The following is a 24,892-nucleotide window of genomic DNA, read 5'->3' as shown; positions in this document are numbered from 1 at the left end:
AGCGGCGTGCGCGCGATCACGCCACTGTGGCGCGTCCCTGCGCATCGTCGCGCAGCCAGATCAGGCAGACGATCAACGCCAGCAGCGTTATCCCCCAAGTATACCAGAGGCCGGCGAACGGATCGCCCGTCTTGGCGACGATATACTGGCTGATGAAGGGCAGGAACCCGCCGAAATAGCCGGTGCCGAGATGGTAGGGGATCGACAGTGACGAGTAACGGATTGCGGGTGGGAACATTTCCGCAAGCGCCGCGGCGACGGGGCCGTAGGTGATTCCCGAGAGGCCGGTGATGCCGAGGATCGCGAGCAGGATCAGCGCGATGTTGCTCGCGGTGGGCACGACCTTCGTGAGATCGTAGCCGGCGGCGGTGAGCGCAGCGTCGATCGCTTGCGGCGAGCGATCGGCTAGCGGACGGGCGCCGATCGTGATGCCGGTCTGCGGCGCTACGGCGGTGGTGTAGGGCACGCCCTTCTTCGAGAGGGCATCGAGCAGGCTACCGCATTCGGTCTCCTGCTTGGCCGAAAACGGGCTGTAGGCGCAGTCGGGGCCGGAGACGACGACCGGCGATGTCTCGCCGGCGCGCGCGAGACCGGGGTTGGCGGCGGCGGCGATCAGCCAGAAGATCGGGAATAGCAGGATCAGCGTCGCGACATAGCCGATCACGATCGGCTTCTTGCGCCCGATGCGATCGGACAAGCGGCCGAAATAGACGAACCAGAACAGGCCCATCAGCGCGCCGGCGGCGGACAGCAATTGCGCCGTCGTTTCATCGACGCGCATCGTCGTCTGCAGGAACGAGAGCACGCTGAACATCGACGTGTACCAGATCACCGTCAGCCCCGCGGCGATGCCGATCATCGCGACGAACATGCGCTTGAGATTGCCGGGATAGGTGAAGGCCGCGCGCACTGGGTTCGCCTCGATCTCGCCGGCGGCGCGCATCTTCTTGAACACCGGGCTTTCGGAAAGCTTCACGCGCATCCACAGCGAGATCGCGAGCAGCACGACCGAGAACAGGAACGGCAGCCGCCAGCCCCACTCGCCCCAGGCGTCGGCCGGGATCAGCGCCTTGAACGCGAGCACCACGGCAAGGCTGAGGATGAAGCCGCCCGCCACGCCGGCCTGGATGAAGCTGGTATAGAAGCCACTCCTTCCGGGTGGCGAATGCTCCGCGACATAGACCGCCGCGCCGCCATATTCACCGCCGAGCGCGAGCCCTTGCGCGATGCGCAGCAAGATGATGATGATCGGCGCCGCCATGCCGATCGCCTCATAGGACGGGACCAGCCCGACGGCGGCGGTGGCGACGCCCATCAGCGCGATCGTGACGAGGAAGGTGTATTTGCGGCCCAGCCGGTCGCCTAGATAGCCGAACACCACGGCGCCGAGCGGGCGAAACCCGAAGCCGACCGCGAAGCCCGCCCAGGCGAGCAAGGTCTGCACCGTCTCGTTCCCCGCGGGGAAGAAGGTGCGGCCGATGATGCCCGATGCGGCGAGCGTGCCGTAAATGAAGAAATCATACCATTCGAACACGGTACCGAGCGCGGAGGCCGAGATGACCAGCCGGATGTCATCCGGTGCCGGTTCAACCTGCTCGTCGATTGCCGCGGTCGTCGTCATTGCGCCCCCTCCCTTGTTGCTGTTCGTCTAGCGCAACGGGAGGGGGCGGCAAGCAGTCTGCGCGTGTACTTCGCTCCGTTCGTGCAGAGCGCAGTCGAGGCACCTCGCGGGATGTCCCTCGACGATGCTCGGGACGAACGGAGGTGGGCGCTCGCGGCGCTCCGGATCAGTCCTTCAGGCCAGCGGGGACGACGCCGCCGTTTTTCTCCAGCTCGCGCATCACGGCCTTGTGGAGCCAGATGTTCATTTCGGCCGAGCCGTCCTTCGCGCCGGTGTAACCGAGTTCTGTGGCGAGTTCCTTGCGGTTGGCGAGGCTGGAATCGATGCCGAGCAGCTTCATCAGGTCGACGATCGAGGTGCGCCAGTTGAGAGCCTGGCTGCCGTTCTTGGCGTCGATGTCGGTAAGTACCTTTTCGACATCGACCGGGGCGGCGGCGGCCGCTGGTGCAGGCGCCGGCTTGGGAGCTGCGGGTGCTGCCGTCGGTGCCGGGGTCGGCTTGGGAGCGCTTGGCGCTGGCGCCGCCTGGGGTGCGGGAGCGGGCTTGCCGGAGAACTGGCCGCCCAATGGGCCGCGGTCGCCGAAGATCGCCTTCTTGATCGCGCCGAAGATACTCATGTCGTTACTCCCTGTGGTTCGAACGACAGCAACGCGGGAGTGGGGCGTTGGTGCCGGATGCTCCCCGTGATCAGGTGAGCAGCGCCAGCACCTCGATCGCATCCTCGCGGCCGTTGAACGCGACCAGCTCGCCCTCGCCTGCGCCCATCATCGCGCGCGCCAGCGGGGCGGAGAAGGCGATCAGGCCGGCGGCGGGATCGGCCTCGTCGTCGCCGACCAGCGTGATTTCCTGTTCCTTGCCGTTGAGGCGGAAGCGGACGCGGCTGCCGAAGGCGACTTCGTCCGGCGGCGGCAGCGGTGCGAGGACGGTGGTTGCGCGGCGCGTCTTCCAATAGCGGAGCTCGCGCGCGATCTCCGCCTTGCGCAGTTCGTCGTCGCCGGGCTGCTCGGCGTCGAGCGCCGCGATGCGTTCGTCGATCAACGCTTCGCCGCGCGCGGTGACGAGGTTCGGCCCCGTGGGGAGCGGCAGTTCGAAGCGCGGTTCCTTATGCTCCTCGTCGCTCTCGCGGCGGAACGCAACGCTCATGACGTGCCCTGAACTGAAGCGCTCTGGAACGTCTTGATGATCGCGGAGAAATCGAGGTTGCCGTGGCCGGCGTCGGCGAACGCCTCGTACAGGTCACGCGAGCGGGTGCCCATCGGCACGGTCGCGCCGGCCTGTTCCGCCGCATCCATCGCGAGCCGCAGATCCTTGAGCATCAGCGCCGCCGCAAAGCCGCCTTGGTAATCGCGATCGGCCGGGCTTTCCGGGCCGACGCCGGGAACCGGGCAGTAGCTCGTCATCGACCAGCTCTGCGCGGTCGCCTTGCTGGCGATGTCGTAGAAGGTCTGTGCGTCGAGCCCGAGCTTCTCGGCGAGCGCGAAGCCTTCGCACGTCGCGATCATCGTCGCGCCGAGGATCAGGTTGTTGCACATCTTCACCGCTTGCCCCGCGCCGCTCGCGCCGGCGTGGATCACCGCCTTGCCCATCGCTTCGAGGAACGGCTGCGCCAGCTCGAACGCCGATTGCGAGCCGCCGACCATGAAGGTGAGCGTGCCGGCATTCGCCGCGGCGATACCGCCCGACACGGGCGCGTCGACTGCCTCCAGCCCCTTCGCCTGTGCGTCGGTCGCGACTTGGCGCGCGGTGGTGACGTCGATGGTCGAGCAATCGATCAGGATCGCCGCGGGTGGCGCGTTGCCGAACACCGCCTCGGCATAGACCTGCGCGACGTGCTTGCCGGCGGGGAGCATGGTGATGATCGCCTCGGCGCCATCGACCGCCTCGGCGGCGCTGGCGACGGGGAGGCAGCCGGCAGCCTTGGCGCGATCGAGCGCCTCGGGGCTGAGATCGAACGCACGCACGTCATGCCCCGCCTTCGCGAGGTTGGCAGCCATGCCGCCGCCCATGTTGCCCAGACCGATGAATGCGACGCGTGCCATTCTGATTCTCCTAGAAACTCCCCTCCCCTTCAGGGGAGGGGTTGGGGTGGGGGCTGCCCGTCTCACCGAGACCTACATCCGCAGGCCGGGCGCTTGTGGAGAGCCCCCACCCCGACCCCTCCCCTGAAGGGGAGGGGCTTGAGCCTTGTGACGTTACCGCCCCGTCCACACTCCCGCGCGCTTTTCGATGAACGCGGCCATACCTTCCGCCTTGTCCTGCGTCGCGGTGAGGATCTGGAACAAGCGGCGCTCGGTAAGGATGCCTTGGGCTAGGTTCGTTTCGAACGCGGTGTTGACCATTTCCTTGTTCACCATCGCGGCCATCGGCGGCATCGATGCGATGAGCGCGGCGGTCTTGAGCGTTTCCTCGATCAAGCTGGCGGCGGGGACGACCTTGGCGACGAGCCCGCTGCGTTCGGCCTCGGCGGCGTCCATCATGCGGCCGGTGAGGCACATTTCCATTGCCTTGGCCTTGCCGATCGCCCGCGTCATGCGCTGCGAGCCGCCCATGCCGGGCGCGACGCCGAGCTTGATCTCGGGCTGGCCGAACTTCGCCGTATCGGCGGCATAGATGAAGTCGGCCATCATCGCGAGTTCGCAGCCTCCGCCCAGCGCGAAGCCGTTGACTGCGGCGATCCACGGCTTGCGCGTTGCGACGACGCCGGTCTGCCAGCCGGCGAAGAAATCCTGCAGGAAAAAGTCGGCGGCGGGCAGATCGGCCATCTGCTTGATGTCGGCGCCCGCCGCGAACGCCTTTTCGCCGGCGCCGGTGAGGACGAGGCAGCGCTGGCTTTCGTCCTTGTCATAGGCGCCGAACGCGGCGGCGAGATCGGCGAGCACGTCGGTGTTGAGCGCGTTGAGCGATTGCGGGCGGTTGAGCGTGACGAGCGTGACGGCTTCACGCTGTTCGACGAGGATGTTGGCGTAGGTGGTCATTGGTCCCTCCGTCATCCCAGCGAAAGCTGGGATCGCTGGCCGCGAATGCGACCCATGTGGCACGAGATCCCAGCTTTCGCTGGGATGACGAGTGTTACTCGGGCGTCCACGCCTCGGTATCGGGCAGCGGCGCGAAGATCTGGTCGATGACGTGGTCGCTCACGCCTTCGGGCGTCGCCGGGGCCCACTGCGGGGCATTGTCCTTGTCGACGATCACCGCGCGGACGCCTTCAAGGAAATCGTGGCGCTGCACCACCTTCGCGCCGACGGCATATTCCTGGCGCATCTCGTCCTCGAAAGTCGGCATGGTCGCGCCGTCGAGCAGCAGCTTGAGGCTGACCTTCATCGTCTGTGGCGACTTCGTCTTGAGCGTGGCGAACGTCTCGCGCGCGAAATCGCTGTCATCGGCTTCGAGCGCGGCGAACACCTCTTCGAGCGCATCGGAGGCGAACAGGCGATCGATCTCCGCGCGGCGGTCGAGCAGCTTGGCCTTGCCGGGATCGGCCGAGGCGTCGAGCAGGATCGCGTCGAGCAGCGCGGGATCCTCGGCGATATGCGCCTTCACCGTCTCTAGCTTCGCGGCGGGGATGAAGTGCGTCGCGAGGCCGAGCGCATAGCATTCTGCGCCGTCTAGCCGGTGGCCGGTGAGCGCGAGGTACTGGCCGATCCGCCCCGGCAGCCGCGACAGATACCAGCCGCCGCCGACATCGGGGAACAGGCCGATGCCGGTTTCGGGCATGGCGAGCTTCGTATTCTCGGTGGCGATCGTATAGTCACACGGCTGCGAGATGCCGACGCCGCCGCCCATCGTGATGCCGTCCATGAACGCGATCACCGGCTTGGCGTACGTGAACAGCCGGTGGTTCATGCGATATTCGGTGTGGAAGAACTGGCGTGCCTCGACGCCATCCTTGGCACCGCTTTCGGCCAGCATGCGGATGTCGCCGCCGGCGCAGAAGCCACGCCCCTCGGCATGGTCGATGATCACTGCGCGGACGTCATCGTCGGTGCGCCAGGCTTCGAGCGCTTCGAGCACGCCGTCGCACATCGCGGTGTTGAGCGCGTGAATCGCCTTGGGACGGTTGAGCCGGATGCGGCCGGCGGCGCCTTCGGTGGTAACGATCAGGTCTTGCGTCATCGATCCTCCCCGGCACGGGGAGGGGGACCGCCGGCGAAGCCGGTGGTGGAGGGGGCTTGCCCCCACCTGACCGTCTGTGGCGGCCCCCCTCCACCATGCTTCGCATGGTCCCCCTCCCCGTTCCGGGGAGGATCTATAAATTTACTGTCGCGTCAGCTCGCGCCCGACGATCATCCGCATCACCTGGTTCGTCCCTTCAAGGATCGAATGGACGCGCAAGTCACGCCAGAAGCGTTCGATCGGGTAATCCATCAGATAACCGTAGCCGCCGTGCAACTGCAGCGCGCGATCGACCACGCCCGATCCGGTGTCGGTCGCGAGCCGCTTTGCCATGGCGGCGAAGCGCGTCTTGTCGGGCGCGTTCGCGCTGACCTTTGCGGCGGCAACGTACAGCAAATAGCGCGCGGCTTGCAGCTCGGTATCCATGTCGGCGAGCATGAACTGGGTGTTCTGGAAGTCCGCGATCGGCTTGCCGAACTGCTGGCGATCCTTGGTGTAGGCGATCGCCTCGTCGAGGCAGCGTTGCGCGCCGCCCAGCGAGCAGGCGCCGATGTTGAGCCGGCCGCCGTCGAGCCCCATCATCGCGATGCGGAACCCCTCGCCTTCCGCGCCGACGCGGTTGGCGACGGGCACCTTCACATTGTCGAACAGAACCTGCCGTGTGGGCTGCGCGTGCCAGCCGAGCTTGCGCTCGTTCGCGCCGAACGACACGCCGGGCATGTCCTTGTCAATGACCAGGCATGAGATGCCCTTCGGCCCGTCCGCACCGGTGCGAACCATCGTGACATAGACTTCGTTCTCGCCCGCGCCCGAGATGAACTGCTTCGAGCCGTTGACGATGTAATGATCGCCGTCGAGCCGTGCGCTGGTCTTGAGCGCGGCGGCGTCCGAGCCCGAGCCGGGTTCGGTGAGGCAATAGCTCGCGATCCGCTCCATCGTGACGAGATCGGGCAGATAGCGCGCCTTCACGTCGTCTGAACCGAAGCGGTCGATCATCCACGCCGCCATATTGTGGATCGAGATGAACGCGCTGGTCGCGGGGCATCCATAGGCCATAGCTTCCATGATCAGCGCGGCTTCGAGCCGGCCCAGCGCAATCCCGCCGCTCTCCTCGCTCACGTAGATCGCGGCGAAACCCAGCTCCGCCGCGGCCTTGATCGTGTCCCGCGGGAAGATGTGCTTCTCGTCCCACTCGGCGGCATGCGGCGTGATCCGGTCCGCGGTGAAGCGGCGCGCCAGCTCCTGGATCTCGCGCTGGTCATCGGTGAGGTCGAACTGATTTTCCATTGGGTCTCTCAAACGCCGCAGCGGGTGTAGCGCAAGGTCTGTCCGTCGGCGAAGCGCGTCAGGACATTGCCTTCATGCTCGAGCATAAGCGGCGTATCCTGCGTCCATTCCTGCCCTTCGCCGGTGAAGGCGAGCGTGGCGCGTAGCTCGGTGGGGGAGATGATTGCGAGCTTCGCGATCGTCGCGCGCGATTCGTAGAAGCTGAGGCGATCGGCCTCGACCGTCATCAGCCCCTTGTTGTCGCCGCGCGTGGAGGTGCAATCGGCCGGCACCAGGCCCCAGCGGCCCAGGAACGCCGCCGGCAATCGACCGGCCGTGTCGGCGCTTGGCTCCACCGTCGGCACGCTGGCATCGGCCGCGTGGACCATGTTGAAGCCACCTTCGGTCATCGGCGTATCGTTCGCCTGCTCGGGCATCGGCACTTCGCAGCCAGCGAGCAGCAACACCCCCAGCCCTGTCACAATCGTCCTAATCATGCCGTTCACCCCATCGTCGGGATGACGAACGCATTGGCGGCGTCGCCGGTGCCGCCATCGGGCCAGCGCTGCGTGATCGTCTTCACCTTCGTCCAGAATTTCACGCCTTCCATGCCGTGCTGGTTGGTGTCGCCGAACGCCGAGCGCTTCCAGCCGCCGAAGGTGTGGTACGCCACCGGCACCGGGATCGGCACGTTGATGCCAACCATGCCGACGTTGACGCGCGCGGCGAACTCGCGCGCAGCGTGGCCGTTGCGGGTGAAGATCGCGACGCCGTTGCCATATTGATGGTCGCTCGGCAGGCGCACCGCTTCCTCGAAGTCCTTCGCGCGGACGATCTGGAGGACGGGGCCGAAGATCTCTTCCTTGTACGCGCTCATGTCGGGCGTGACGTGATCGAACAGGCTCGGCCCGATAAAGAAGCCCTGCTCGTGGCCTTGCAGCTGGAAGCCGCGACCGTCGACGACCAGCTCGGCACCCTCGTCGACGCCTGTCTGGATCCAGTTCTCGATGCGGGTGCGGTGCGCGGCGTTCACCACCGGGCCGTAATGCGCATCATTGTCGGTCGAGACGCCGACGCGCAACGCGGCGATGGCGGGAAGCAGCTTTTCGCGCAGCGCGATGGCGGTCTTCTCGCCGACAGGGACGACGACGGGCAGCGCCATGCAGCGCTCGCCGGCAGAGCCGAAGGCGGCGCCCGACAGATCGGCGACGACCTGGTCGAGATCGGCGTCGGGCATGACGATGCCGTGGTTCTTCGCGCCGCCCATCGCCTGGACGCGCTTCCCCGCTGCGACGCCGCGGCGGTACACATAATGCGCGATGTCGGAGGAGCCGACGAAGCTGACGGCCGAGATCGCGGGGTGATCGAGGATCGCGTCGACCATTTCCTTGTCGCCATTGACGACCTGCAGGATGCCCTCCGGCAGCCCGGCCTCGCGGAACAGTTCGGCGAGGCGGACCGGGAGGCTGGGATCGCGCTCCGATGGCTTCAGGATGAAGGCGTTCCCGGTGGCGATCGCGACTCCGCTCATCCACAGCGGGATCATCGCGGGGAAGTTGAACGGCGTGATGCCCGCGCCGATGCCGAGCGGCTGGCGCATCGAATAGACGTCGATGCCGGGGCCGGCGCCTTGCGTGTATTCACCCTTCAGCACGTGCGGGATGCCGCAGCAGAATTCGATCACTTCGAGGCCGCGCTGGATGTCACCCTTCGAATCGGCGATCACCTTGCCGTGCTCGGACGACAGCATGTGTGCGAGTTCGTCGATATGCGCGTCGACCAGCGCCTTGAACGCGAACATCACGCGCGCGCGGCGCTGCGGATTGGTCGCGGCCCAGGCTGGCTGCGCGACTTGCGCGGCGGCGACGGCGCGGTCGAGATCGGCCTGCGTACCGAGGTTCACCGTTGCCTGCACCTGGCCTGTGTTGGGATCGAATACGTCGGAGGTGCGCCCGCCGGCTGCGCCGGACGCTCCGGCGATATAGTGATCGATGATGCGCATGGGTCTCTCCGGAATATCGTTGCCGCCTTGTAGCCGCTGGGCGTTTCTGCATACAAGAGGTTGATTTCGCAGGGTGGGGGTGCGAAAATGCAAGACATTCGCTTCAGGCCCGTCTTGCCCCGCCACCTCCGTTCTCCCTGAGGAGGTGCCGAGCGTAGCGAGATGCCGTCTCGAAGGGCATGCCCCGCCATCTGCTTCGAGACGGCACTTCGCCTTCGGCTCAGTACCTCCTCAGCACGAACGGAGGTTAGGACAGCGACCAAGGTGGTGAACGCATGAAGAATTGGGACGATTTGCGCATCTTCCTCGCCGTCGCGCATGCCGGGCGGATCGCGGCGGCGGCGCGGGCGCTGGGGATCGATACGACGACGGTGGGGCGTCGGCTCCAGCGGCTGGAGGCGAGCATCGGGCAGCCGCTGTTCGAGACGGTCGGTGGCGAACGGCGGTTGAGCGAAGCGGGGCAGCAATTGCTGCAGCACGCCGAGACGATCGACGCGTCGATCCTGTCCGCAACGGAAGGAGAGCGCGGCAGCGGGGTGGCGGGGCATGTGCGGCTGAGCGTCGCGGAGGGGCTGGCGACGCATGTGCTCGCGCCGCGGCTCGCGCGGTTTCAGGCGGCGCATCCGCGTATTCGGCTCGACCTGATCACCGCGTCGGGCTTCCTCGATCCGTCGAAGCGCGAGGCGGATATCGCGGTGATGCTCGCCCGGCCGCGCAACCGGCAGCTGATCGCCACACGGCTCGCGGACTATCGCCTGCGGCTTTACGCAACGCCGGCGCATCTGGCGGCGCATGGAACGCCCGCCGATCGCGCGGCGCTCGAGCGGCATGTGCTGATCGGATACGTGCCCGAACATATTCATGCGCCCGAGCTCGACTATCTGTCGGAGGTCCACGACGGGCTGGTCGCGCGGCTGCGATCGACCAGCATCAACGTGCAGCATGCGATGGTACGATCGGGCGCCGGCATTGGGATTTTGCCCGATTTCGTCGCGGCGAAGGATGCGGCGCTCGTGTCGGTGCTGCCCGATCTAGTGCTGACGCGCGCCTTCTGGTTCGTGACGCACGCCGACGGCCAGACCGCGCCGCGCATCCAGGCGGTGAGCCAGTGGCTGCGCGAGGCGACCGCGGTCACCGGTTGACCAGCGCGGCCTGCACCACGCATGACGGCGTGGCTGGCCGACGGTGGGGAGTTGATCGCATGACCGACAGACGCGAACCGCCGCTCGACGGCCCGCCGCCCGGCATCCCCGATCCCGATGCGCCGGCGATCTTCGTCGATCGACCCGAGCGTGATCCGGGGCGGGGGCATCTGGCGTTCGTGGTGGTGGCGCTGGTGCTGATGGTGCTGGTGTGGTGGGGTTTGTGACTTCGCTTGCGTCACGCCCATTATCCGTCACCCCGGACTTGATCCCGGGCCCCGCTTCTTCTGCCGGTTAGAGAGCGGGGCCCCGGATCAAGTCCGGGGTGACGAAGAGTTTATGCCGGCACCACGTCCTTCACCACTTGCGGCAGGATGGCATCGAGCAGCAGCATCCCGCGGTCGGTAACGCGCAGGCGATCGCCGTCGCGCTGGATGAAATCGGGCAGCCGGGCGATCGCGCGTTCGTCGACGACGTCGGCGATCTCGGCGCCCGCGAGCCGCGCGACGCGGGCGAGATCGACGCCTTCGCGCAGTCGCAGCCCCATCAGCAGCGCCTCCGACGATCGCGTGCCGGGGGCGAGCGGCTCCTCGATCTCGATCCCGTGCATGTTACGGTCGACCGCGGCGAGCCAGTTCTCGGGTTTGCGCCGCCGCACCGTCGCCAGCCCGCCCCGACGCCCGTGCGCGCCGGGGCCGACCCCGGCGTAATCGCGGTAGCGCCAGTATGCTAGGTTGTGGCGGCTCTCCGCGCCGGGGCGGGCATGGTTGCTGATTTCATAGGCCGGGATGCCGGCCGCGGCGGTCATCGCGCGCGTCTTCTCGAACAGGTCGGCGGCGGTATCCTCGTCGGGGATGGTGAGCCGGCCCGCTGCCGCCTCGGTGGCGAAACGCGTGCCGGGTTCGATCGTCAGCTGGTAGAGCGAGAGGTGTTCGGTGCCGAAGCTCAGCGCGCGGGTCAGCTCCGCCTCCCAGGCGGCGAGCGTCTGGCTAGGGCGGGCATAGATCAGGTCGAAGCTGACGCGCGGGAACACGGATTGCGCGATGCCGAGAGCGGCGAGCCCTTCGTTCACGTCATGCGCGCGGTCGAGGAAGCGCAGCGCGACATCGTCGAGCGCCTGCAGCCCGAGCGACACGCGGTTGACCCCGGCGGTGGCGAGATCAGCGAAGCGCGCCGCTTCGACGGACGAGGGGTTCGCCTCCAGCGTAATCTCGATCCCGCGGGCGAAGCGCCAGTGCCGCGCCGCGGCGCCGATCAGCGCTGCGACCGTCGCAGGCGGCATCAGCGAGGGCGTGCCGCCGCCGAAGAAGATCGACCCGAGCTCGCGGCCGGGCAGCATCGCCGCCTCGTGCGCGAGATCGGCGAGCAGCGCGTCGCGCCAGCGCTGCTGATCGACCGCCTCGCGGACATGGCTGTTGAAATCGCAATAGGGGCATTTCGAGACGCAGAACGGCCAGTGGATGTAGAGCGCGAGAGGATTGTCGGAGGCCATGGCGGCGCCGATATGGCGGCGATGATCGCCCGACGCCACCTCATCGCCTTGTCATTGCTTCTCGCCGGCTGCGCGCCGGGGGTGGAGCGCGGGCCGGAACGCCCGCCGGACCGTGTGGTGGAGCAGCGCGTCAACGAGCTGCCCGCGCGGCGCAGCGAGGCACTGTTGCGCCGGACGATGCTGACCGCGCACGATCGCGCGCGCGCCGATGTGGGCCTTCCGCCGCTGGTGTGGGACGAGGCGCTCGTCACGACGGCGCTTGGCTATGCGCGGGAAATGGCGCGCACCGGGCGGTTCGAACACGCTGCGCAGCCGCACGGGCCGACGCGCGAGGGCGAAAACCTGTGGACCGGCACGCGCAACGCTTATGCCTATGACGAGATGATCGGTTACTGGGTCGCCGAGAAGCGCGATTTCGTGAATGGCGCAACGCCGATGTTCAGCCGCACAGGGCGCTGGCAGGATGTGGCGCACTACACGCAGATCGTCTGGCGGCGGACGACGCGGGTCGGCTGCGCATTCGCATCGAACGCGCGCGACGATTTCTCGTCTGCCGCTACAGCCCAAGCGGCAACGTGGTAGGCGAGCGGGCGTTCTGATCAACGAATCGGATCGGCCAGTTGGCGTTGGGGGAGAGAGAAGAGATGACGACGCAGGTGATCCTGACCGTCGCCGGCAGCGACCGGCCGGGACTGACGCAGGCGCTGGCCGATGCGGTGCTCGCGGCGGGCGGCAATTGGCTGGAGAGCCACCTGGCGACGCTGGGCGGGAAATATGTCGGATCGGTACTGGTCGAGCTGGCCGAGGATGCGGTTCCGCATCTGCAGGCGTCGGCGCGCGCGATCGACATGCGGGGGTTGACGGTGAGCGTGCTGCCCACCGGGCCGGAAGAGTTCGCCGGGCCGACGCTGGCGCTCGACCTGGTCGGCCAGGATCGGCCGGGGATCGTGCGTGAGGTAACCGCAGTGCTGGCCGACCTCGGGGTGAACATCGACGATCTTCACACGCGGGTGGATAGCGGCGCGGAGTCCGGCCAGCGCATGTTTCGCGCGACGGCGACGTTGCGCCTGCCGGCCGAGATGGAGAGCGACACGGTGATCGCCGCGCTGGAGGAGATCTCGGGGGAAATCATGGTGGAGCTGACGTTCGGGTGAGAGCGAGCGGGTAAGGGACGTACGAATAAAGCGAGCAAGCATCTCAAATTTCGTCACCCCGGGCTTGACCCCGGGGTCCCGCTAACTCGTCGCTGGACGAGCAGAAGAAGCGGGACCCCGGCTCGAGGCCGGGGTGACGGCCATCTTTGGCCGTCAGAACACCGCCGCCACCATCTGCCGGAACGCGTCCGCGCGGTGGCTGATCGTGTGCTTTTCGTCCTGGTCCATTTCGCCGAACGTCTCGGTGCGGCCGTCGGGGACGAACATCGGATCATAGCCGAAGCCCCGGTCGCCGCGCGGTGGCGAGACCAGCGTGCCGTCGACGCGGCCTTCGAACCATTCGACATGGCCGTCGGGCCAGGCAAGTGCGAGCGCGCAGACGAAATGCGCCGTCCGCGAAGCGCCCTCAATCGCGGCGAGCTTGGTTTCGATCCGGCGCATTGCTTCGCCGAAGTCCTTGCTTTCCCCAGCCCAGCGCGCCGAGAAGATCCCCGGATCGCCGCCGAGCGCTTCGACACACAACCCGCTGTCGTCGGCGAGCGCGGGAAGCCCCGACAGGTCCGCCGCCGCGCGCGCCTTCAGTTCGGCATTCGCGACGAAGGTGGTGCCGGTCTCCTCGGGCTCGGGCAGATCAAGTTCGGCAGCCGAGACGACATCGAGGCCGTGGCCTTCGAGCAACGCCGTGATCTCGCGTACCTTGCCCGGATTGTGGCTGGCAATCACCAGCTTTCCGGGCGCGAGCTTGCGGATCGCCTGGGGTTGATCGCCCTCGCCGCTCACTGGCCGACCGCCCTCGCCTGCGCCGCGAAAATGTCAGCGCAGCCGATCCGCGCGAGGCGGAGGAGGCGGAGCAGCGCTTCCTCGTCATAGGTCGCGTTTTCGGCAGTGGCCTGCGCCTCGGCGATGTTGCCGTTTTCAAGCAGCACGAAATTGCCGTCGGCGTCAGCGTTCGAATCCTCGACATAGTCGAGGTCGAGCACTGGCTGGCCCTGGTAAATGCCGCAGCTGATCGCGGCGACCTTCTGCGAGATCGGGTCCGTCTCGATCTTGCCGGCCTTAAGCAGGCCGTTGACCGCGAGCCGCAACGCGACCCAGGCGCCCGAGATCGACGCGGTGCGGGTGCCGCCATCGGCCTGGATCACATCACAATCGAGCACGATCTGGCGTTCGCCAAGCGCCGCCATGTCGGTGACGGCGCGCAAGCTGCGCCCGATCAGCCGCTGGATTTCCTGCGTGCGGCCCGACTGCTTGCCCTTGGCCGCTTCACGATTGCCGCGGGTGTGCGTCGCGCGCGGGAGCATGCCGTATTCGGCGGTTACCCAGCCCTGCCCCTTGCCGCGCAGGAACGGCGGCACGCGCTCCTCGATGCTGGCGGTGACTAGCACGCGCGTATCGCCGAATCCGATCAGCACCGAACCTTCGGCGTGGCGGGTGAAATTCGGCTCGATGCTGATGACGCGCATCTGATCTGGCGCACGGCCGCTGGGACGCATTTTCATATTCTCCTGATTTGCTGGCGCGGTTAGCCGCTCGGCGATTGCCGCGCCAGTGCGCGCGCCCTAGATTTGGCGGGTGAACGCATCCCCACCGATCGCCGAGCTTTCCGACCGCGCCCGCGAGATCTTCCGCCGCGTCGTCGATGGCTATCTCGAAAACGGCCAACCGGTGGGATCGAAGACGCTGGCGCTGGCGGGGCTGAACCTGTCCCCGGCGTCGATCCGCAGCGTGCTGGCGCAATTGGAGGACGCCGGCCTGCTCGCCGCGCCGCATACGTCGGCGGGGCGGATGCCGACCGACTTGGGGCTCCGGTTGTTCGTCGACGGGATGATGCACGCGCTCGAACCGTCGGCGGAGGAGCGCGCGACGATCGAGTCGCGCGCCGGGCGCGGCGGGCCGGTCGAGGAAGCGCTGGCGGCGACGACCGCAGCGCTGTCTGGGCTGTCGGCGTGCGCCGGGCTGGTGATGGTGCCCAAGCGCGAGCAGGTGCTGCGTTCGATCGGATTCGTGCCGCTGTCGCACGCGCAAGCGCTCGCGGTGCTGGTGAGCGAAGACGGCGGGGTGGAGAATCGCGTCGTCGATCTGCCGCCGGGTGTCGGCGCGTCTGCGCTGATCGAGGCGGGCAATTACATGTCGGCGACGCTCTCCGGGCTGACGCTGGCCGCCGCACGCGCGCGGATCGATCGCGAGATGGCGCAGGGGCGCGCCGCGCTCGATGCTGCGTCGCAGGCACTCGTGGAGCGCGGGCTGGCAATCTGGAGCGAGGATGGCGAGCGGCGGCCGGTGCTGATCGTGCGTGGCCAGGGGCGGCTGCTCGACGATGCAGTGGCGGCCGATCTCGATCGCGTGCGTGACTTGCTCGACGATCTCGACGGGAAGCAGGAGATCGCCGCGCTGCTCGATTCGGCGCGGGCGGGCGATGCGACACGGATCTTCATCGGCGCGGAGAACAAGCTGTTCGCGCTGTCGGGATCGTCGGTGATCGCCAAGCCGTTCCACGGCAGCGACGGAAGGGTGGTCGGTGTGGTGGGCGTGATCGGGCCGACTCGGTTGAACTACGCGCGCGTCGTGCCCATGGTGGATTTCACTGCCGCAACGCTCGCCCGGCTGATGGGTTGAGCTGCCAGCAACAGACAACGACTTAGACAGGGATATGATGAGCGAGACCGAGACCAACAGCCCGGCTGATGACCTGCGCCAAGAGACCGCAGCGGATGCCCCTGAAGTCGCCGAGCATGACCGCATCGCCGAGCTGGAGAACCAGCTCGCCGAGGCGAAGCAGCAGACGTTGTACGCCCAGGCAGAGATCCAGAACGTGCGTCGCCGTGCCGAGAAGGATGCGAGCGACGCGCGCGCTTATGCCGCCACCAATTTCGCGCGCGACGTGCTGAGCGTGAACGACAATCTCGAACGCGCGCTGTCGACGATCTCCCCCGAGCTGCGCGGTGACGACAAGTTCAAAGGCCTGGTGACTGGACTCGAGGCGACCGGCCGTGAGCTGACCAAGGTGTTCGAGCGCAACGGCCTGACTAAGATCGACGCGCTGGGCCAGCCGCTCGATCCGAACCGGCACCAGGCGATGCTTGAAACGGCGTCGGACGAGGAGCCAGGGACGATCGTGCAGGAGATGCAATCGGGCTGGATGATCCGTGACCGGTTGCTGCGCCCGGCGCTGGTTGCGGTGGCGAAGAAGCCGGATTGATTAACTTGCCTCCGTCGCCCCGGACTTGATCCGGGGTCCCGCTTCTTCTGGCGGTGGGGCAAAGGAGCGGGATCCCGGATCAATTCCGGGATGACCGGGGGTGGAATCAGACCCGCGCGAACCAGATCGTGTGGGTTGGCCCCTTGCCGTTCTCGCGCGCGCGCACCTTCACCTCGTCGACCGCGAAGCCCGCGAGCTTCAGCCGGCGCGTGAAGGCGGCATCCGCGCCGGCCGACCATATTGCGAGAATGCCGCCCGGGCGTAGCGCGGCACGGGCACGGTCGAGGCCGCGCTGGTTGTAAAGCGCGTCATTGCCGGTGCGGGTGAGGCCATCGGGGCCGTTGTCGACGTCGAGCAGGATCGCATCGTACGCGCCCTGCCCCGCCGCAATTACCGCGCCGACATCCTCGATGCGCAGCTCGACGCGTGGATCGTCGAGGCAGCCGTCGGCGATCGCCTGCATCGGGCCGCGTGCCCAATCGACGACCCCGGGGACGAGTTCGGCGACCGTCACCCGCGCATCGGCATCGACTTTCGCCAATACCGCCCGCAACGTGAAGCCCATGCCATAGCCGCCGACCAGCAGTCGCGGCGAAGGCGCCGCGAGCCGCTGCAGCGTCATCGTGCCGAGCGCCACCTCTGAGCCGCTCATCCGGCTGCTCATCAGTTCGTTGCGATCGAGCATGATGATGAAGTCACCGCCGTGACGCACGAGGCGGAGCGGCGGACCGCCCGGCACCTCGGCCACGCCGATGACTTCGCGTGGGATCATGGGCGCCGAATCACGAGCGAGGAATCACTTCTTGCGCGCCTTGCGCGCGGCATAGCGCGCGTCGCGAGCGGCCTTCATTTCCTCGGCGGTCTTCGGCGTCGCTGGCTCGGCCGGCGCGTCGCGCTCCTCCTGCTCGAGCCGCTCCTGCTCGAGCCGCTCCTTCTCGGCGCGCTTGGCTGTCTTGGCTTCTTCCTCGGCGGCAAGCCGTGCGGCGCGGCGCTCGGCGGCGGCGGCATCACGCGCGGCGCGCACGGCCTGCCGCTCCGCCAGCGCGGCGGCATCGGGCTCGGGCTTGTCGCGCAGCTTTTCGAGCGCAGCCTGCTTGGCCGCGCGCGCGGCTCCGGCGCGCTCGTTGAAATCAGGAATCTTGTAACCAGCCATGTGCAATCCGTTGAAGTGACAGCGATCGGAAGAACCGCCGGAGTGCGCCTCTAGCACCATTGCCGACGTTGCGCTGCCCTCAACGGCATTTCGCGTCAATCAGGGACAATCAGGGTTGCGCGAGTGTCACAGCGCCGCGCACCGACCGTGCCGCCGCACGCACCACGACCGCGGGATCGACCGGCTTTTCGAGCCGCGGCACGCCATCATAACGCGACGGGATCGCGTTGGCGTCATAGCCGGTGGCAAACATGAAGGAGATACCGCGGCCGACCAGCGCATCGGCAAGCGGATAGACCAGATCGCCGCTGAGGTTCACGTCGAGCACCGCGAAATCGATCGGCTTGTCCTCGAGCAGCGACAGCGCGTCCTCGACGGTCGGCGCGGGCCCGATCACGTGCGCGCCGGCCTGTTCGAGCGCGTCGGCGAGATCGCTCGCCAGCATATACTCGTCCTCGGCGACGAGCACGCGGCAGCCATCCATCGACTCGTCACGCATTGGGGTGGTTTCCGCCGCTCGCCGGAGGAGATGCGATGTTCTGTGCAGGAGTTGGCATTGTGGGATCATGTCGGCGCGCAAAAGCCAGCGCTCTAACGCTCGTTAAAGCGGCTCGAAAAACGACTGGCGCTACAGCCCGGATCGGGGATCGGGCAGATCGTCTTCTTCCACGGCAATGCTCGCTGATACGGGGATCGACATGGTGCAGTGGAGGCCGTCGGGTTCGAGCCTGAAGCGGGTCTTGGCACCTAATTGATACGGAAGGGCGCGCTCGATCAGTTCGCGCCCCTGCCCGGTGCCACGCGGCGCGCCATTGGGATCGGCGATCGACACGCCGCGCTCGCGCCAGTCGACGTGCAGCCATGGCATGTTGCCCGGCCCATCCGGCTCGAGCTGCCAGGTGACGTGCAGCGATCCCTGCGGATCTCTCAGCGCGCCATATTTCACCGCATTGGTGGCGAGCTCGTGAAGCGCCATGGCGAGCATCTGCACGACCGAAGAGCGCAGGCGGATCCCCGGCGGCCCCTCGAACGTGACCCGCTCGGCTTCCCCGAAGACGGCCGACAGCTCCGAGGTGAGCAACTTGTCGAACGCGATGCGATCGTTCGAGCCGAGCCGCGACAGCAGCCCCTGCACGCGCGCGAGCGCATCGATCCGGTGGACGAAGCGCGCCTCGAACTCCGCCAGATCGGCGCTGGCCGCCATCGTCCGGCTGGCGGTCGAGCGCACGACGCCCATCAGGTTGCGGGTGCGGTGCTGCAGCTCGTGGATCAGGACTTGCTGGCGCTCTTCCCACTCGCGCCGCTCGGTCACGTCACGCATTGCGCCGATCATGCGGATCGGGCGGCCATCCTCGTCGTAGAAGAACTGGCCGCGCGCCGAACACCACAGGATCGTGCCGTCGGGATGGCGGTTGCGGAACTCGGCGACGAAGACCTCGCGACGATCCCGCGCCTGCGCAAGTGCGTGCTCGGTTGCCGCCCGATCATCAGGGTGAAGGCGCGAGGACCAGGCGGCGTAGCTTGGCACAACCTCGCCAACATCATAGCCGGACAGCGTGTAATGCACGTCGGACCATTCGATTGTGTCCGTTGCCATGTCCCAGTCCCACGTGCCGAGTTGCGCTGTTTCGACGGCGAGGCGCAGGCGGGTCTCGCTGTTTCGGAGCGCCTCGTCGCCATGAACTCGGCGTGTCACGTCTTGGCCGATCTTCATGAAGCCGGCGAAGCTGCCATCGGGATGGCGCATTGCGGTGGCCTGGCCTTCGATGAACACGCGGCTGCCGTCTTTACGGACATGCCAACGCACGTCGGCGACCTTCCCCTCGCGCCGCGCGGTCGCGATTTCGCGCTCCGGCAGGCCGGCGGCGCGATCCTCGGCTGTGAACATGATCGCGGCGGACTGGCCGAGCACTTCCTCCTTGCTCCAGCCGAAGACTGCTTCCGCGCCGGGCAGCCAATCGACGATGCGATCTTCGGCATCGGTGAGGACGATCGCATAATCCTGCGCATGCTCGACGATCAGGCGAAACCGTTCAGTTGTGCGGGCGAGATCGCGCAGCTTGTTGAGGCGATCGATGACGGGACCAAGCACCATCGCATAAGTGCGCAGGAACTGGATGTCGTCCTCTTCGAACGCGCGCGGGACGCGTGAATCGACTTGTAGCAGCCCGAACGCCTTGCGGCCGGGCAACAGGATCGGGACGTTGACGAGCGCGACCACGCCATGATCGGTCATGAACGACGGGAAGTCGAACCGCTCTTCGGTCGCGAGATCCTGCGTCACGACCGGCTCGCACTGCTCGATCGCGAATGCCTCCGACGATCGGACCCCCAGCGGGATGCGCTGATGCCCGACGATGCCAGGATGCCAGCCGACGCCTGCCCGTACAAGGACGCTACCCTCGCCGTCCTCGATCTCGAGGATCTTTGCGTAATCCGTCTGCAGCGCCCCGGCGACGATCCGGCATGCTTCCGTCAGCACGGCCTGCAGATCATCGCTATCGAGAACGAATTCGCCGAAGTCGGCAAGGGCGTGCTGACGACTAAGCAGCTCTCGTTGATCGGTCATCGAGCCTCCTGCATCTGGCGTGTCGCAAATCGATGCTGCGGCAAGACCAGGATTGCGCCGACGCCGCTCATTACGGCCATCATTCAGCGCTTTGGTGACCCTTCGTCCAATGGAATGACGATATCCACCTGCACGCCGCTTTTCGCATAGTCGGTTTTGATCGTACCGAACAGGCTGTAAGTGATCGTCGATTCAATCAGTTGCGTGCCGTAGCCAGTCGTCGTCGGCGGCGTTACTGGCGGGCCATTGCTTTCGCTCCAAGTGATGCGAAGCGCGTTGGATCCCTTCTCGACCGTCCAGCCGACGCGAACCTTGCCGCCGGGTACCGACAAAGCTCCGTATTTCGCAGCGTTCGTCGCGAGTTCGTGGAAAGCGAGTCCGAGCGACGTGAGCATGCGCGGGCTGAGGTCCACCGCCTCACTCGGAGTGATCAACGCAGCCGCAGAATCGGCCAGGTATGGGGCGAAGACGCGTTCGAGCAGATCGGTCAAATCGCCCTGATCATGTTCGGAAAAAGCGACGTCTTCGGCATCCATCAAAGCGCTGAAACGCCCGAGGAAGTCGTCGCGATATTGCGCGGCGGTGCAGCCCTCGGCAGGCATCTGGCGCGCCATTGATTGCGCGAGGCCAAGCAGATTCTTCATGCGATGCCGCAGTTCGCCGAACAGCAGATCGCGCGCGGTGTCCTTCCGTTTCCGCTCGGTCACGTCGACGATCGACAACAGCATGGTATGGCTGCTGATGTCCGGATGGTGCAGTGTGCGCGCGGTCAGCAGCATCGTGCGACGGCCGAGGTGCGGAAAATCGTGCTCGACCTGATAATCCAGGATCGCGGTGGCGCGGGGAATTACCTCCGTCAGCAAGCTGCGCAGGGTGGGGATATCCCACTGCCCGTCACCAAGCTCGTACAGCGGCTTGCCGATCGTTTCGTAGCGATCGACGTGGAATGTCTCGAAGAACGAGCGGCTGGCGCTTTGCACGCAGAGGCTCGAGTCGAGCACCAGCAGCGGATCGGAAACGGTATCGACGATGCCCTGCGCCTGAACATGACCGGTCCGCAACAGCCGGTAGAGGTCTTCCATGTTCAGCATGATAAATTCCGTCTCCGGAACGGCTCATGCAGAATCTTCGGAAAGCCAGCAACAACGCTGCCGCGTCTTTTCCTTAACAAATGTTAGATGCGACGGATCATGGACGCGTTGCCGCGCGCAGGACACGAGCGAGTCCGTCAGCGGTATATGGCTTCTGCAACAGCTCGAACCCGTGCGTGCCTTCGAGCGCGAGCACGTGGCTGTAACCACTCGTCAGGACAACGGGCAGGTCGGGATGCCGCACGCGGAGAGTCTCGGCGAGTTCGATTCCCGAGATGCCGGGCATCACGACGTCGGTGAATACCACGTCGAACCGATCGGGCTGCGCCGCGATCACTGCAAGCGCTTCCTGCGCGCTCGGCACCCACTGATTGGTGTAGCCAAGCTCGCCGATCAGCTGCGCGGCAAATTCGCCGACCAGCTGATTATCCTCGACCAGCAGGACGCAGCCGGCGCCCGATCCCGACGCTTGCGCCGGCGCTGACTGGGCATCGCCAACGGTGCGACTTGCCGGATCGTCGGCACACGGCAGGTAAAGCGTGAAGGTCGCGCCCGCTCCCGCCTCGCTGTCGATCGCGATGTCGCCGCCCGATTGCTTGGCGAAACCGAACACCTGGCTGAGGCCAAGGCCGGTGCCTTTGCCGACATCCTTCGTCGTGAAAAACGGCTCGAAGATCCGCGGCAGGTCAGCCTCGCAGATCCCGCTGCCGGTATCGCTCACCGCAACCAGAATGAAGCGGCCATCGACTGCTGCATGGCCGCGCGTGGGGGGGATTTGATCGCATTCATCGATCCTGATCGCCAACCGCCCTACGCCGTCCATCGCGTCGCGCGCGTTGATGGCCATGTTCACGATCGCGGTATCGAACTGGCTGGGATCAGCGTGGACGATGCAAGGTTCGCAGCGAATGTCGAACGTTAGCGTGACGCGAGCGCCCGACACGGTGCGCAGCACATCCTCACTGCGCCGCAAGCGTTCGACGATGTCGAAACTTTCAGCATGCAGCGGCTGGCGCCGTGCAAAGGCAAGCAACTGGTTCGTCAGCTTTGCCGCACGGTCGGCAGTCTCGCTGATCGACGCGATGTAACGCTGACGCTTCTCGTCGCTGAGGCCGGGGCGCTTGAGCATGTCGGCGCCACCGATGATGACCGTGAGCAGATTGTTGAAATCATGTGCGACGCCGCCCGTGAGCTGCCCGATCGCCTCCATCTTCTGGCTTTGGCGAAGTGCGTCTTCGATACGCTCGCGCTCGGCGATCGCGGCTGAGAGCGTGCGTTGCGATTGCTCCAGCGCAGCGCTGCGATCGGTGACGGCATGTTCGAGCGACAGATTGACGCCTTCGAGCATGGCCTTGGCTTTCGACTCGTTCTCGACATCGACGCAGGTGCCGATCCAGCGCATCACAAGGCCATGTTCGTCGCGCTCGGGGATGCCGCGGCAGGCGAAGTAGCGATATTCGCCATCGCTGCGTTCGACGAGGAAGGTCTCGTCGAACGGCTCGCCGCTGTCGATCGCCGCCTCCCAGGCGGTACGAACCCGCTCGCGATGATCGGAATGGACCGCTTCCAGCCAGCGATCGCCGAGCAGTTCGGCATCCCCGCGACCGGTATATTCCCTGAAGCGCGCGTTGGTCTGAACATAGTGGCCGTCGGGATCGGCCTCGAAGACGAACCCGGGCAGCGCATCCGTGAGCGTCACAATACGGCGCTCCGCTTCGCGCTCCTTCGTCCGGTCGCGGACGATCTTGAGGAAGCCCGTCGCGCCTTTCAGCGGCATCACCAGCCCCGAGCCCCAGAAGCGACTTCCGTCCGCCTTCTGGTGAAACCGCTCGTCGATCGCGCGCCCGTCTTCCGCCGCGCGCCGCATTTCGTCCTCGGGCGAGCCTGCCGCCTGATCTTCCGGCGTGAAGAAGATCCGCGCATGCTGCCCGATCGCCGCACCCGGCGACCAACCGAGCAGCGCCTCCGCGCCAGGATTCCAGCTGGTGATCAGACCCTCGCGATCGAACGTGATGATCGCGAAATCGGTCGAGCTTTCGACGATCTGCTGGGCGAGCGCCGGATCGATCATTGGCCGGGTGGCACGCGCAGCGAACTTGGGTAGTGCAACATCACGGCTCCGCGAGAAAAGTTGTGAAAGGTTAATACCTTCCCTGAACCGAGCGGTTCCGCTTTTTCATCCGGGCCGTGCGATCATTCGGCGAGCGGAGAGTCCTGATAATCGCGCAGCAAGGCGGCGACGTCGTCGTACAGCGCCACTGCACCCGCCTCGCGGAGCGCGGAATCGGGGAAGCCGCCCGAGCGCAGCGCGATCGTCGCGATCCCGCACTTCCCCGCCGCCTCTACGTCATATGGCGTATCGCCGACGACGATCACTTCCTCCGCGGTGAGTGGCGCGATCTTCTTCAGCGCGGTCGCGAAGATGTCCGGCGCCGGCTTGGTATTCTCGACATCGTCAGCGCTGGTCGTGGCGTCCACGAGATCGCGGGCATCGAGCAATCCGGTATAGTGCTCCAGTTCCTCGGCCGATGCGGACGACGCGAGCACGACCTTCTTGCCGTCGGCATGGACGCGGGCGAGCAGATCGTGCGCGCCGGGAAATGGCTTCACTTGCGCGAGGAAGCGTTCCTTGAAGTTTGAGCCGTGCGCCTCGCCGAGCGCGTCTTGCGTGGCCTGATCGGCATCCGGCAGCAGCGTGGGGACCAGCATGTCGGTGCCCTTGCCGATCTGGTCATGAATGACGCTTCGCTCGAAACGCTCGCCGATCGAGGCGAACGCCTCCTGCCAGGCGATGACGTGCAGGTCGTTGCTGTCGACGAGCGTGCCGTCGATGTCGAAAAGTACGGCGCGGATCGCCATCGGATCATCCTTTTTGGAGAGTCTGTCTTGGCCTTCAAACGCGCGGGCGGGCGTTCAGCCTCGGGTCCGGCCGCGGGCAGAGCGTGTGGGCAGCACCAAATGATCGATGAAGTTGCGCAATTCGATCATCCGCTTCGCCTCGTCAGTCACCTGCGCGTCGAGACCAAGGCGCCAGGCGAGATGTTGGCGGGCGGGATCGGCATGGAGCGCGTCGATCGTCGCGGAATGATCGTCGATATCCGCCTCGTCGCGGGCGAGGCCGTGTTCGACCAGATCCTCCGATTGTCGCCGAAGCGCCGCTGCGACTTCGCGCAGCGAGATCTCCGGATGGTATTGGACACCCCAAAATACCCCGTTGTCATGCCGGATTTCCGCCGCCTGGACGCGCGTCACCGCGTTCGACGCCAGCAGCGTGCCGCCGGCCGGCAGCCGATCCACCTCGTCGGTATGGACCGCTGGCGCGTCGAACGACGGTGGGCGGCCGTCCAGCAGCGGATGATTCTCCCCCGCCGCCGCGCGCACGATGCGACGCGCGAACCCCGCCTCCCGCCGCGGCCCCATCGCCCGAACCGTGCCGCCGGCCGCAACCACCGCGACCTGCAGCCCCGCGCATGATCCGAACGACGGCGTTCCGGACTGAAAAACCGCTCGCATGAGCGCCACCTCGCGGCGGACGGCGGGTGAATCCTCGTACAGATGCAGCGGCGAGCCGGACAGGAACACGGCGTCATAGCCGGCGATCTTAGCGGCATCGGGGACGGCGCTGCCCTCGTCCGCTGGCGTCACGCGATCACAGGTGGCACCGGGCACGAGCTGCGCGAGGCGCTTGATGAAGGTCTCGCCGGAGCTGCGCCCGACGCTGTCGCGTCGCTTGCGCCGCGCGGCCGGCGGTTCGCTTTCGGAAACGAGAATATGCATGGGGACTCACGTGACGGGAAGCAGCGCGACGCGGCGGCGCTCGCTCTGGTCGCGCGCCCGATCCGATCCACATCGCGCGGCGATGCGACCTGAACCCGCCGCGACGCGCATTTATCCGTCTTCAAGGTATTTGTTCGTCAGGAGAGATCGCGGCGGCGAAGCGATTGCTACGATTGCCACGCGGCTTCGAAGCACCTGATCGATGCTCGGAACCGCAGAAAAAGAATGGTGCGCCCGGAACGATTCGAACGTCCGACCCTCAGATTCGTAGTCTGATGCTCTATCCAGCTGAGCTACGGGCGCTTGGGAGAGGG

Annotated in this window: 26 protein-coding genes and 1 tRNA gene; 6 read left to right on the top strand and 21 right to left on the bottom strand. The window is 66.5% G+C overall.

The window, feature by feature from the left end:
- Positions 1-16 precede the first annotated feature (16 nt).
- From LLW23_RS15770 to LLW23_RS15730, 9 genes are all read right to left on the bottom strand, one after another.
- Positions 17-1,621 carry an MFS transporter gene (locus LLW23_RS15770; RefSeq protein WP_228946444.1) on the bottom strand — a complete coding sequence of 535 codons (1,605 nt, stop codon included), beginning with the start codon at positions 1,619-1,621 and terminating at the stop codon, positions 17-19.
- A 166-nt stretch (positions 1,622-1,787) separates the two neighbouring features.
- Positions 1,788-2,237: a DUF3597 domain-containing protein gene (locus tag LLW23_RS15765; RefSeq protein WP_228946443.1), complete on the bottom strand. Its 450-nt coding sequence runs from the start codon at positions 2,235-2,237 to the stop codon at positions 1,788-1,790.
- A 70-nt stretch (positions 2,238-2,307) separates the two neighbouring features.
- On the bottom strand, positions 2,308-2,763 hold the full coding sequence (locus LLW23_RS15760) for a GreA/GreB family elongation factor (RefSeq protein ID WP_228946442.1): 456 nt from the start codon (positions 2,761-2,763) through the stop codon (positions 2,308-2,310).
- Complete coding sequence (mmsB, locus tag LLW23_RS15755) at positions 2,760-3,659, bottom strand: 3-hydroxyisobutyrate dehydrogenase (RefSeq protein ID WP_228946441.1); 900 nt, start codon at positions 3,657-3,659, stop codon at positions 2,760-2,762. The genes LLW23_RS15760 and mmsB overlap by 4 nt, the downstream gene beginning before the upstream one ends.
- Before the next feature lie 153 nt (positions 3,660-3,812).
- Positions 3,813-4,595, bottom strand: a complete 783-nt coding sequence (locus LLW23_RS15750) for an enoyl-CoA hydratase-related protein (RefSeq protein ID WP_228946440.1) — start codon at positions 4,593-4,595, stop codon at positions 3,813-3,815.
- Positions 4,596-4,689: 94 nt separating this feature from the next.
- Positions 4,690-5,733, bottom strand: coding sequence for an enoyl-CoA hydratase/isomerase family protein (locus LLW23_RS15745; protein WP_228946439.1), 1,044 nt, complete (start codon positions 5,731-5,733; stop codon positions 4,690-4,692).
- 141 nt (positions 5,734-5,874) lie between these two features.
- Positions 5,875-7,020, bottom strand: a complete 1,146-nt coding sequence (locus LLW23_RS15740) for an acyl-CoA dehydrogenase family protein (protein WP_228946438.1) — start codon at positions 7,018-7,020, stop codon at positions 5,875-5,877.
- Positions 7,021-7,028: 8 nt separating this feature from the next.
- Positions 7,029-7,496 (bottom strand): hypothetical protein, encoded by a 468-nt coding sequence (locus LLW23_RS15735; RefSeq protein ID WP_228946437.1) that lies wholly within the window; start codon positions 7,494-7,496, stop codon positions 7,029-7,031.
- A gap of 5 nt (positions 7,497-7,501) precedes the next feature.
- Entirely contained in the window at positions 7,502-9,001 is a 1,500-nt protein-coding gene (locus LLW23_RS15730) for a CoA-acylating methylmalonate-semialdehyde dehydrogenase (RefSeq protein WP_228946436.1), read from the bottom strand.
- Positions 9,002-9,276: 275 nt separating this feature from the next.
- Here LLW23_RS15730 and LLW23_RS15725 point away from each other — a divergent pair, with 275 nt between their 5' ends.
- Together LLW23_RS15725 and LLW23_RS15720 are read left to right on the top strand one after the other, a co-directional pair.
- Entirely contained in the window at positions 9,277-10,143 is an 867-nt protein-coding gene (locus tag LLW23_RS15725; RefSeq protein WP_228946435.1) for a LysR substrate-binding domain-containing protein, read from the top strand.
- Positions 10,144-10,202: 59 nt separating this feature from the next.
- Positions 10,203-10,370, top strand: coding sequence for a hypothetical protein (locus LLW23_RS15720; RefSeq protein ID WP_228946434.1), 168 nt, complete (start codon positions 10,203-10,205; stop codon positions 10,368-10,370).
- A 110-nt stretch (positions 10,371-10,480) separates the two neighbouring features.
- Here the strand turns inward: LLW23_RS15720 and hemW are convergent, their stop codons facing one another.
- Positions 10,481-11,635 carry a radical SAM family heme chaperone HemW gene (hemW, locus tag LLW23_RS15715; protein ID WP_228946433.1) on the bottom strand — a complete coding sequence of 385 codons (1,155 nt, stop codon included), beginning with the start codon at positions 11,633-11,635 and terminating at the stop codon, positions 10,481-10,483.
- A gap of 12 nt (positions 11,636-11,647) precedes the next feature.
- Between hemW and LLW23_RS15710 the strand changes: the two genes are divergently transcribed.
- Both LLW23_RS15710 and LLW23_RS15705 read left to right on the top strand, forming a co-directional pair.
- Complete coding sequence (locus LLW23_RS15710) at positions 11,648-12,217, top strand: CAP domain-containing protein (RefSeq protein ID WP_228946432.1); 570 nt, start codon at positions 11,648-11,650, stop codon at positions 12,215-12,217.
- A gap of 62 nt (positions 12,218-12,279) precedes the next feature.
- Positions 12,280-12,789, top strand: a complete 510-nt coding sequence (locus LLW23_RS15705; protein ID WP_228946431.1) for a glycine cleavage system protein R — start codon at positions 12,280-12,282, stop codon at positions 12,787-12,789.
- A gap of 153 nt (positions 12,790-12,942) precedes the next feature.
- Here LLW23_RS15705 and rdgB read toward each other — a convergent pair whose 3' ends face one another.
- A complete protein-coding gene (rdgB, locus tag LLW23_RS15700) occupies positions 12,943-13,569 on the bottom strand; it encodes an RdgB/HAM1 family non-canonical purine NTP pyrophosphatase (protein WP_228946430.1) in 627 nt (208 codons plus the stop codon).
- On the bottom strand, positions 13,566-14,282 hold the full coding sequence (gene rph / locus LLW23_RS15695; RefSeq protein ID WP_228946429.1) for a ribonuclease PH: 717 nt from the start codon (positions 14,280-14,282) through the stop codon (positions 13,566-13,568). Before rph ends, rdgB begins: the two co-directional genes overlap by 4 nt.
- A 79-nt stretch (positions 14,283-14,361) precedes the next feature.
- On the opposite strand from rph, the gene hrcA reads away from it, so the two are divergent.
- Together hrcA and grpE are read left to right on the top strand one after the other, a co-directional pair.
- Positions 14,362-15,405 (top strand): heat-inducible transcriptional repressor HrcA, encoded by a 1,044-nt coding sequence (gene hrcA / locus LLW23_RS15690; protein WP_228946428.1) that lies wholly within the window; start codon positions 14,362-14,364, stop codon positions 15,403-15,405.
- Positions 15,406-15,442: 37 nt separating this feature from the next.
- Positions 15,443-15,988 (top strand): nucleotide exchange factor GrpE, encoded by a 546-nt coding sequence (gene grpE, locus LLW23_RS15685; RefSeq protein ID WP_228948605.1) that lies wholly within the window; start codon positions 15,443-15,445, stop codon positions 15,986-15,988.
- 106 nt (positions 15,989-16,094) lie between these two features.
- Here the strand turns inward: grpE and LLW23_RS15680 are convergent, their stop codons facing one another.
- The 9 genes from LLW23_RS15680 to LLW23_RS15640 form a co-directional block, all read right to left on the bottom strand.
- Positions 16,095-16,760, bottom strand: coding sequence for a spermidine synthase (locus LLW23_RS15680; RefSeq protein ID WP_228946427.1), 666 nt, complete (start codon positions 16,758-16,760; stop codon positions 16,095-16,097).
- Positions 16,761-16,784: 24 nt separating this feature from the next.
- Positions 16,785-17,141, bottom strand: coding sequence for a DUF6481 family protein (locus LLW23_RS15675; protein WP_228946426.1), 357 nt, complete (start codon positions 17,139-17,141; stop codon positions 16,785-16,787).
- A 109-nt stretch (positions 17,142-17,250) separates the two neighbouring features.
- Entirely contained in the window at positions 17,251-17,640 is a 390-nt protein-coding gene (locus tag LLW23_RS15670; RefSeq protein WP_228946425.1) for a response regulator, read from the bottom strand.
- A 129-nt stretch (positions 17,641-17,769) separates the two neighbouring features.
- Positions 17,770-19,710, bottom strand: coding sequence for a PAS domain S-box protein (locus LLW23_RS15665; RefSeq protein WP_228946424.1), 1,941 nt, complete (start codon positions 19,708-19,710; stop codon positions 17,770-17,772).
- Between the two features lie 83 nt (positions 19,711-19,793).
- Positions 19,794-20,801: a PAS domain-containing sensor histidine kinase gene (locus LLW23_RS15660; protein WP_228946423.1), complete on the bottom strand. Its 1,008-nt coding sequence runs from the start codon at positions 20,799-20,801 to the stop codon at positions 19,794-19,796.
- 97 nt (positions 20,802-20,898) lie between these two features.
- Complete coding sequence (locus tag LLW23_RS15655) at positions 20,899-22,872, bottom strand: PAS domain-containing protein (RefSeq protein ID WP_228946422.1); 1,974 nt, start codon at positions 22,870-22,872, stop codon at positions 20,899-20,901.
- Positions 22,873-22,994: 122 nt separating this feature from the next.
- Positions 22,995-23,660, bottom strand: a complete 666-nt coding sequence (locus LLW23_RS15650; RefSeq protein ID WP_228946421.1) for an HAD family hydrolase — start codon at positions 23,658-23,660, stop codon at positions 22,995-22,997.
- Positions 23,661-23,714: 54 nt separating this feature from the next.
- Positions 23,715-24,578 carry a type 1 glutamine amidotransferase gene (locus LLW23_RS15645; protein ID WP_228946420.1) on the bottom strand — a complete coding sequence of 288 codons (864 nt, stop codon included), beginning with the start codon at positions 24,576-24,578 and terminating at the stop codon, positions 23,715-23,717.
- 226 nt (positions 24,579-24,804) lie between these two features.
- A tRNA-Arg gene (locus tag LLW23_RS15640) sits at positions 24,805-24,881 on the bottom strand.
- Positions 24,882-24,892 lie beyond the last annotated feature (11 nt).

It is taken from the genome of Sphingomonas radiodurans, from assembly GCF_020866845.1.
GTDB classification, from domain to species: Bacteria; Pseudomonadota; Alphaproteobacteria; order Sphingomonadales; family Sphingomonadaceae; genus Sphingomonas; species Sphingomonas radiodurans.
The sequence above is the reverse complement of the archived record's forward strand: the minus strand, read 5'-3'. Positions and strand labels throughout refer to the sequence as shown.

Coding starts and splice junctions, on each gene's coding strand:
- LLW23_RS15770 (WP_228946444.1), bottom strand. CDS start 1,621: ATGACGACGACCGCGGCAATCGACGAGCAGGTTGAACCGGCACCGGAT.
- LLW23_RS15765 (WP_228946443.1), bottom strand. CDS start 2,237: ATGAGTATCTTCGGCGCGATCAAGAAGGCGATCTTCGGCGACCGCGGC.
- LLW23_RS15760 (WP_228946442.1), bottom strand. CDS start 2,763: ATGAGCGTTGCGTTCCGCCGCGAGAGCGACGAGGAGCATAAGGAACCG.
- mmsB (WP_228946441.1), bottom strand. CDS start 3,659: ATGGCACGCGTCGCATTCATCGGTCTGGGCAACATGGGCGGCGGCATG.
- LLW23_RS15750 (WP_228946440.1), bottom strand. CDS start 4,595: ATGACCACCTACGCCAACATCCTCGTCGAACAGCGTGAAGCCGTCACG.
- LLW23_RS15745 (WP_228946439.1), bottom strand. CDS start 5,733: ATGACGCAAGACCTGATCGTTACCACCGAAGGCGCCGCCGGCCGCATC.
- LLW23_RS15740 (WP_228946438.1), bottom strand. CDS start 7,020: ATGGAAAATCAGTTCGACCTCACCGATGACCAGCGCGAGATCCAGGAG.
- LLW23_RS15735 (WP_228946437.1), bottom strand. CDS start 7,496: ATGATTAGGACGATTGTGACAGGGCTGGGGGTGTTGCTGCTCGCTGGC.
- LLW23_RS15730 (WP_228946436.1), bottom strand. CDS start 9,001: ATGCGCATCATCGATCACTATATCGCCGGAGCGTCCGGCGCAGCCGGC.
- LLW23_RS15725 (WP_228946435.1), top strand. CDS start 9,277: ATGAAGAATTGGGACGATTTGCGCATCTTCCTCGCCGTCGCGCATGCC.
- LLW23_RS15720 (WP_228946434.1), top strand. CDS start 10,203: ATGACCGACAGACGCGAACCGCCGCTCGACGGCCCGCCGCCCGGCATC.
- hemW (WP_228946433.1), bottom strand. CDS start 11,635: ATGGCCTCCGACAATCCTCTCGCGCTCTACATCCACTGGCCGTTCTGC.
- LLW23_RS15710 (WP_228946432.1), top strand. CDS start 11,648: ATGGCGGCGATGATCGCCCGACGCCACCTCATCGCCTTGTCATTGCTT.
- LLW23_RS15705 (WP_228946431.1), top strand. CDS start 12,280: ATGACGACGCAGGTGATCCTGACCGTCGCCGGCAGCGACCGGCCGGGA.
- rph (WP_228946429.1), bottom strand. CDS start 14,282: ATGCGTCCCAGCGGCCGTGCGCCAGATCAGATGCGCGTCATCAGCATC.
- grpE (WP_228948605.1), top strand. CDS start 15,443: ATGAGCGAGACCGAGACCAACAGCCCGGCTGATGACCTGCGCCAAGAG.
- LLW23_RS15680 (WP_228946427.1), bottom strand. CDS start 16,760: ATGATCCCACGCGAAGTCATCGGCGTGGCCGAGGTGCCGGGCGGTCCG.
- LLW23_RS15675 (WP_228946426.1), bottom strand. CDS start 17,141: ATGGCTGGTTACAAGATTCCTGATTTCAACGAGCGCGCCGGAGCCGCG.
- LLW23_RS15670 (WP_228946425.1), bottom strand. CDS start 17,640: ATGCGTGACGAGTCGATGGATGGCTGCCGCGTGCTCGTCGCCGAGGAC.
- LLW23_RS15665 (WP_228946424.1), bottom strand. CDS start 19,710: ATGACCGATCAACGAGAGCTGCTTAGTCGTCAGCACGCCCTTGCCGAC.
- LLW23_RS15660 (WP_228946423.1), bottom strand. CDS start 20,801: ATGCTGAACATGGAAGACCTCTACCGGCTGTTGCGGACCGGTCATGTT.
- LLW23_RS15655 (WP_228946422.1), bottom strand. CDS start 22,872: ATGATCGATCCGGCGCTCGCCCAGCAGATCGTCGAAAGCTCGACCGAT.
- LLW23_RS15650 (WP_228946421.1), bottom strand. CDS start 23,660: ATGGCGATCCGCGCCGTACTTTTCGACATCGACGGCACGCTCGTCGAC.
- LLW23_RS15645 (WP_228946420.1), bottom strand. CDS start 24,578: ATGCATATTCTCGTTTCCGAAAGCGAACCGCCGGCCGCGCGGCGCAAG.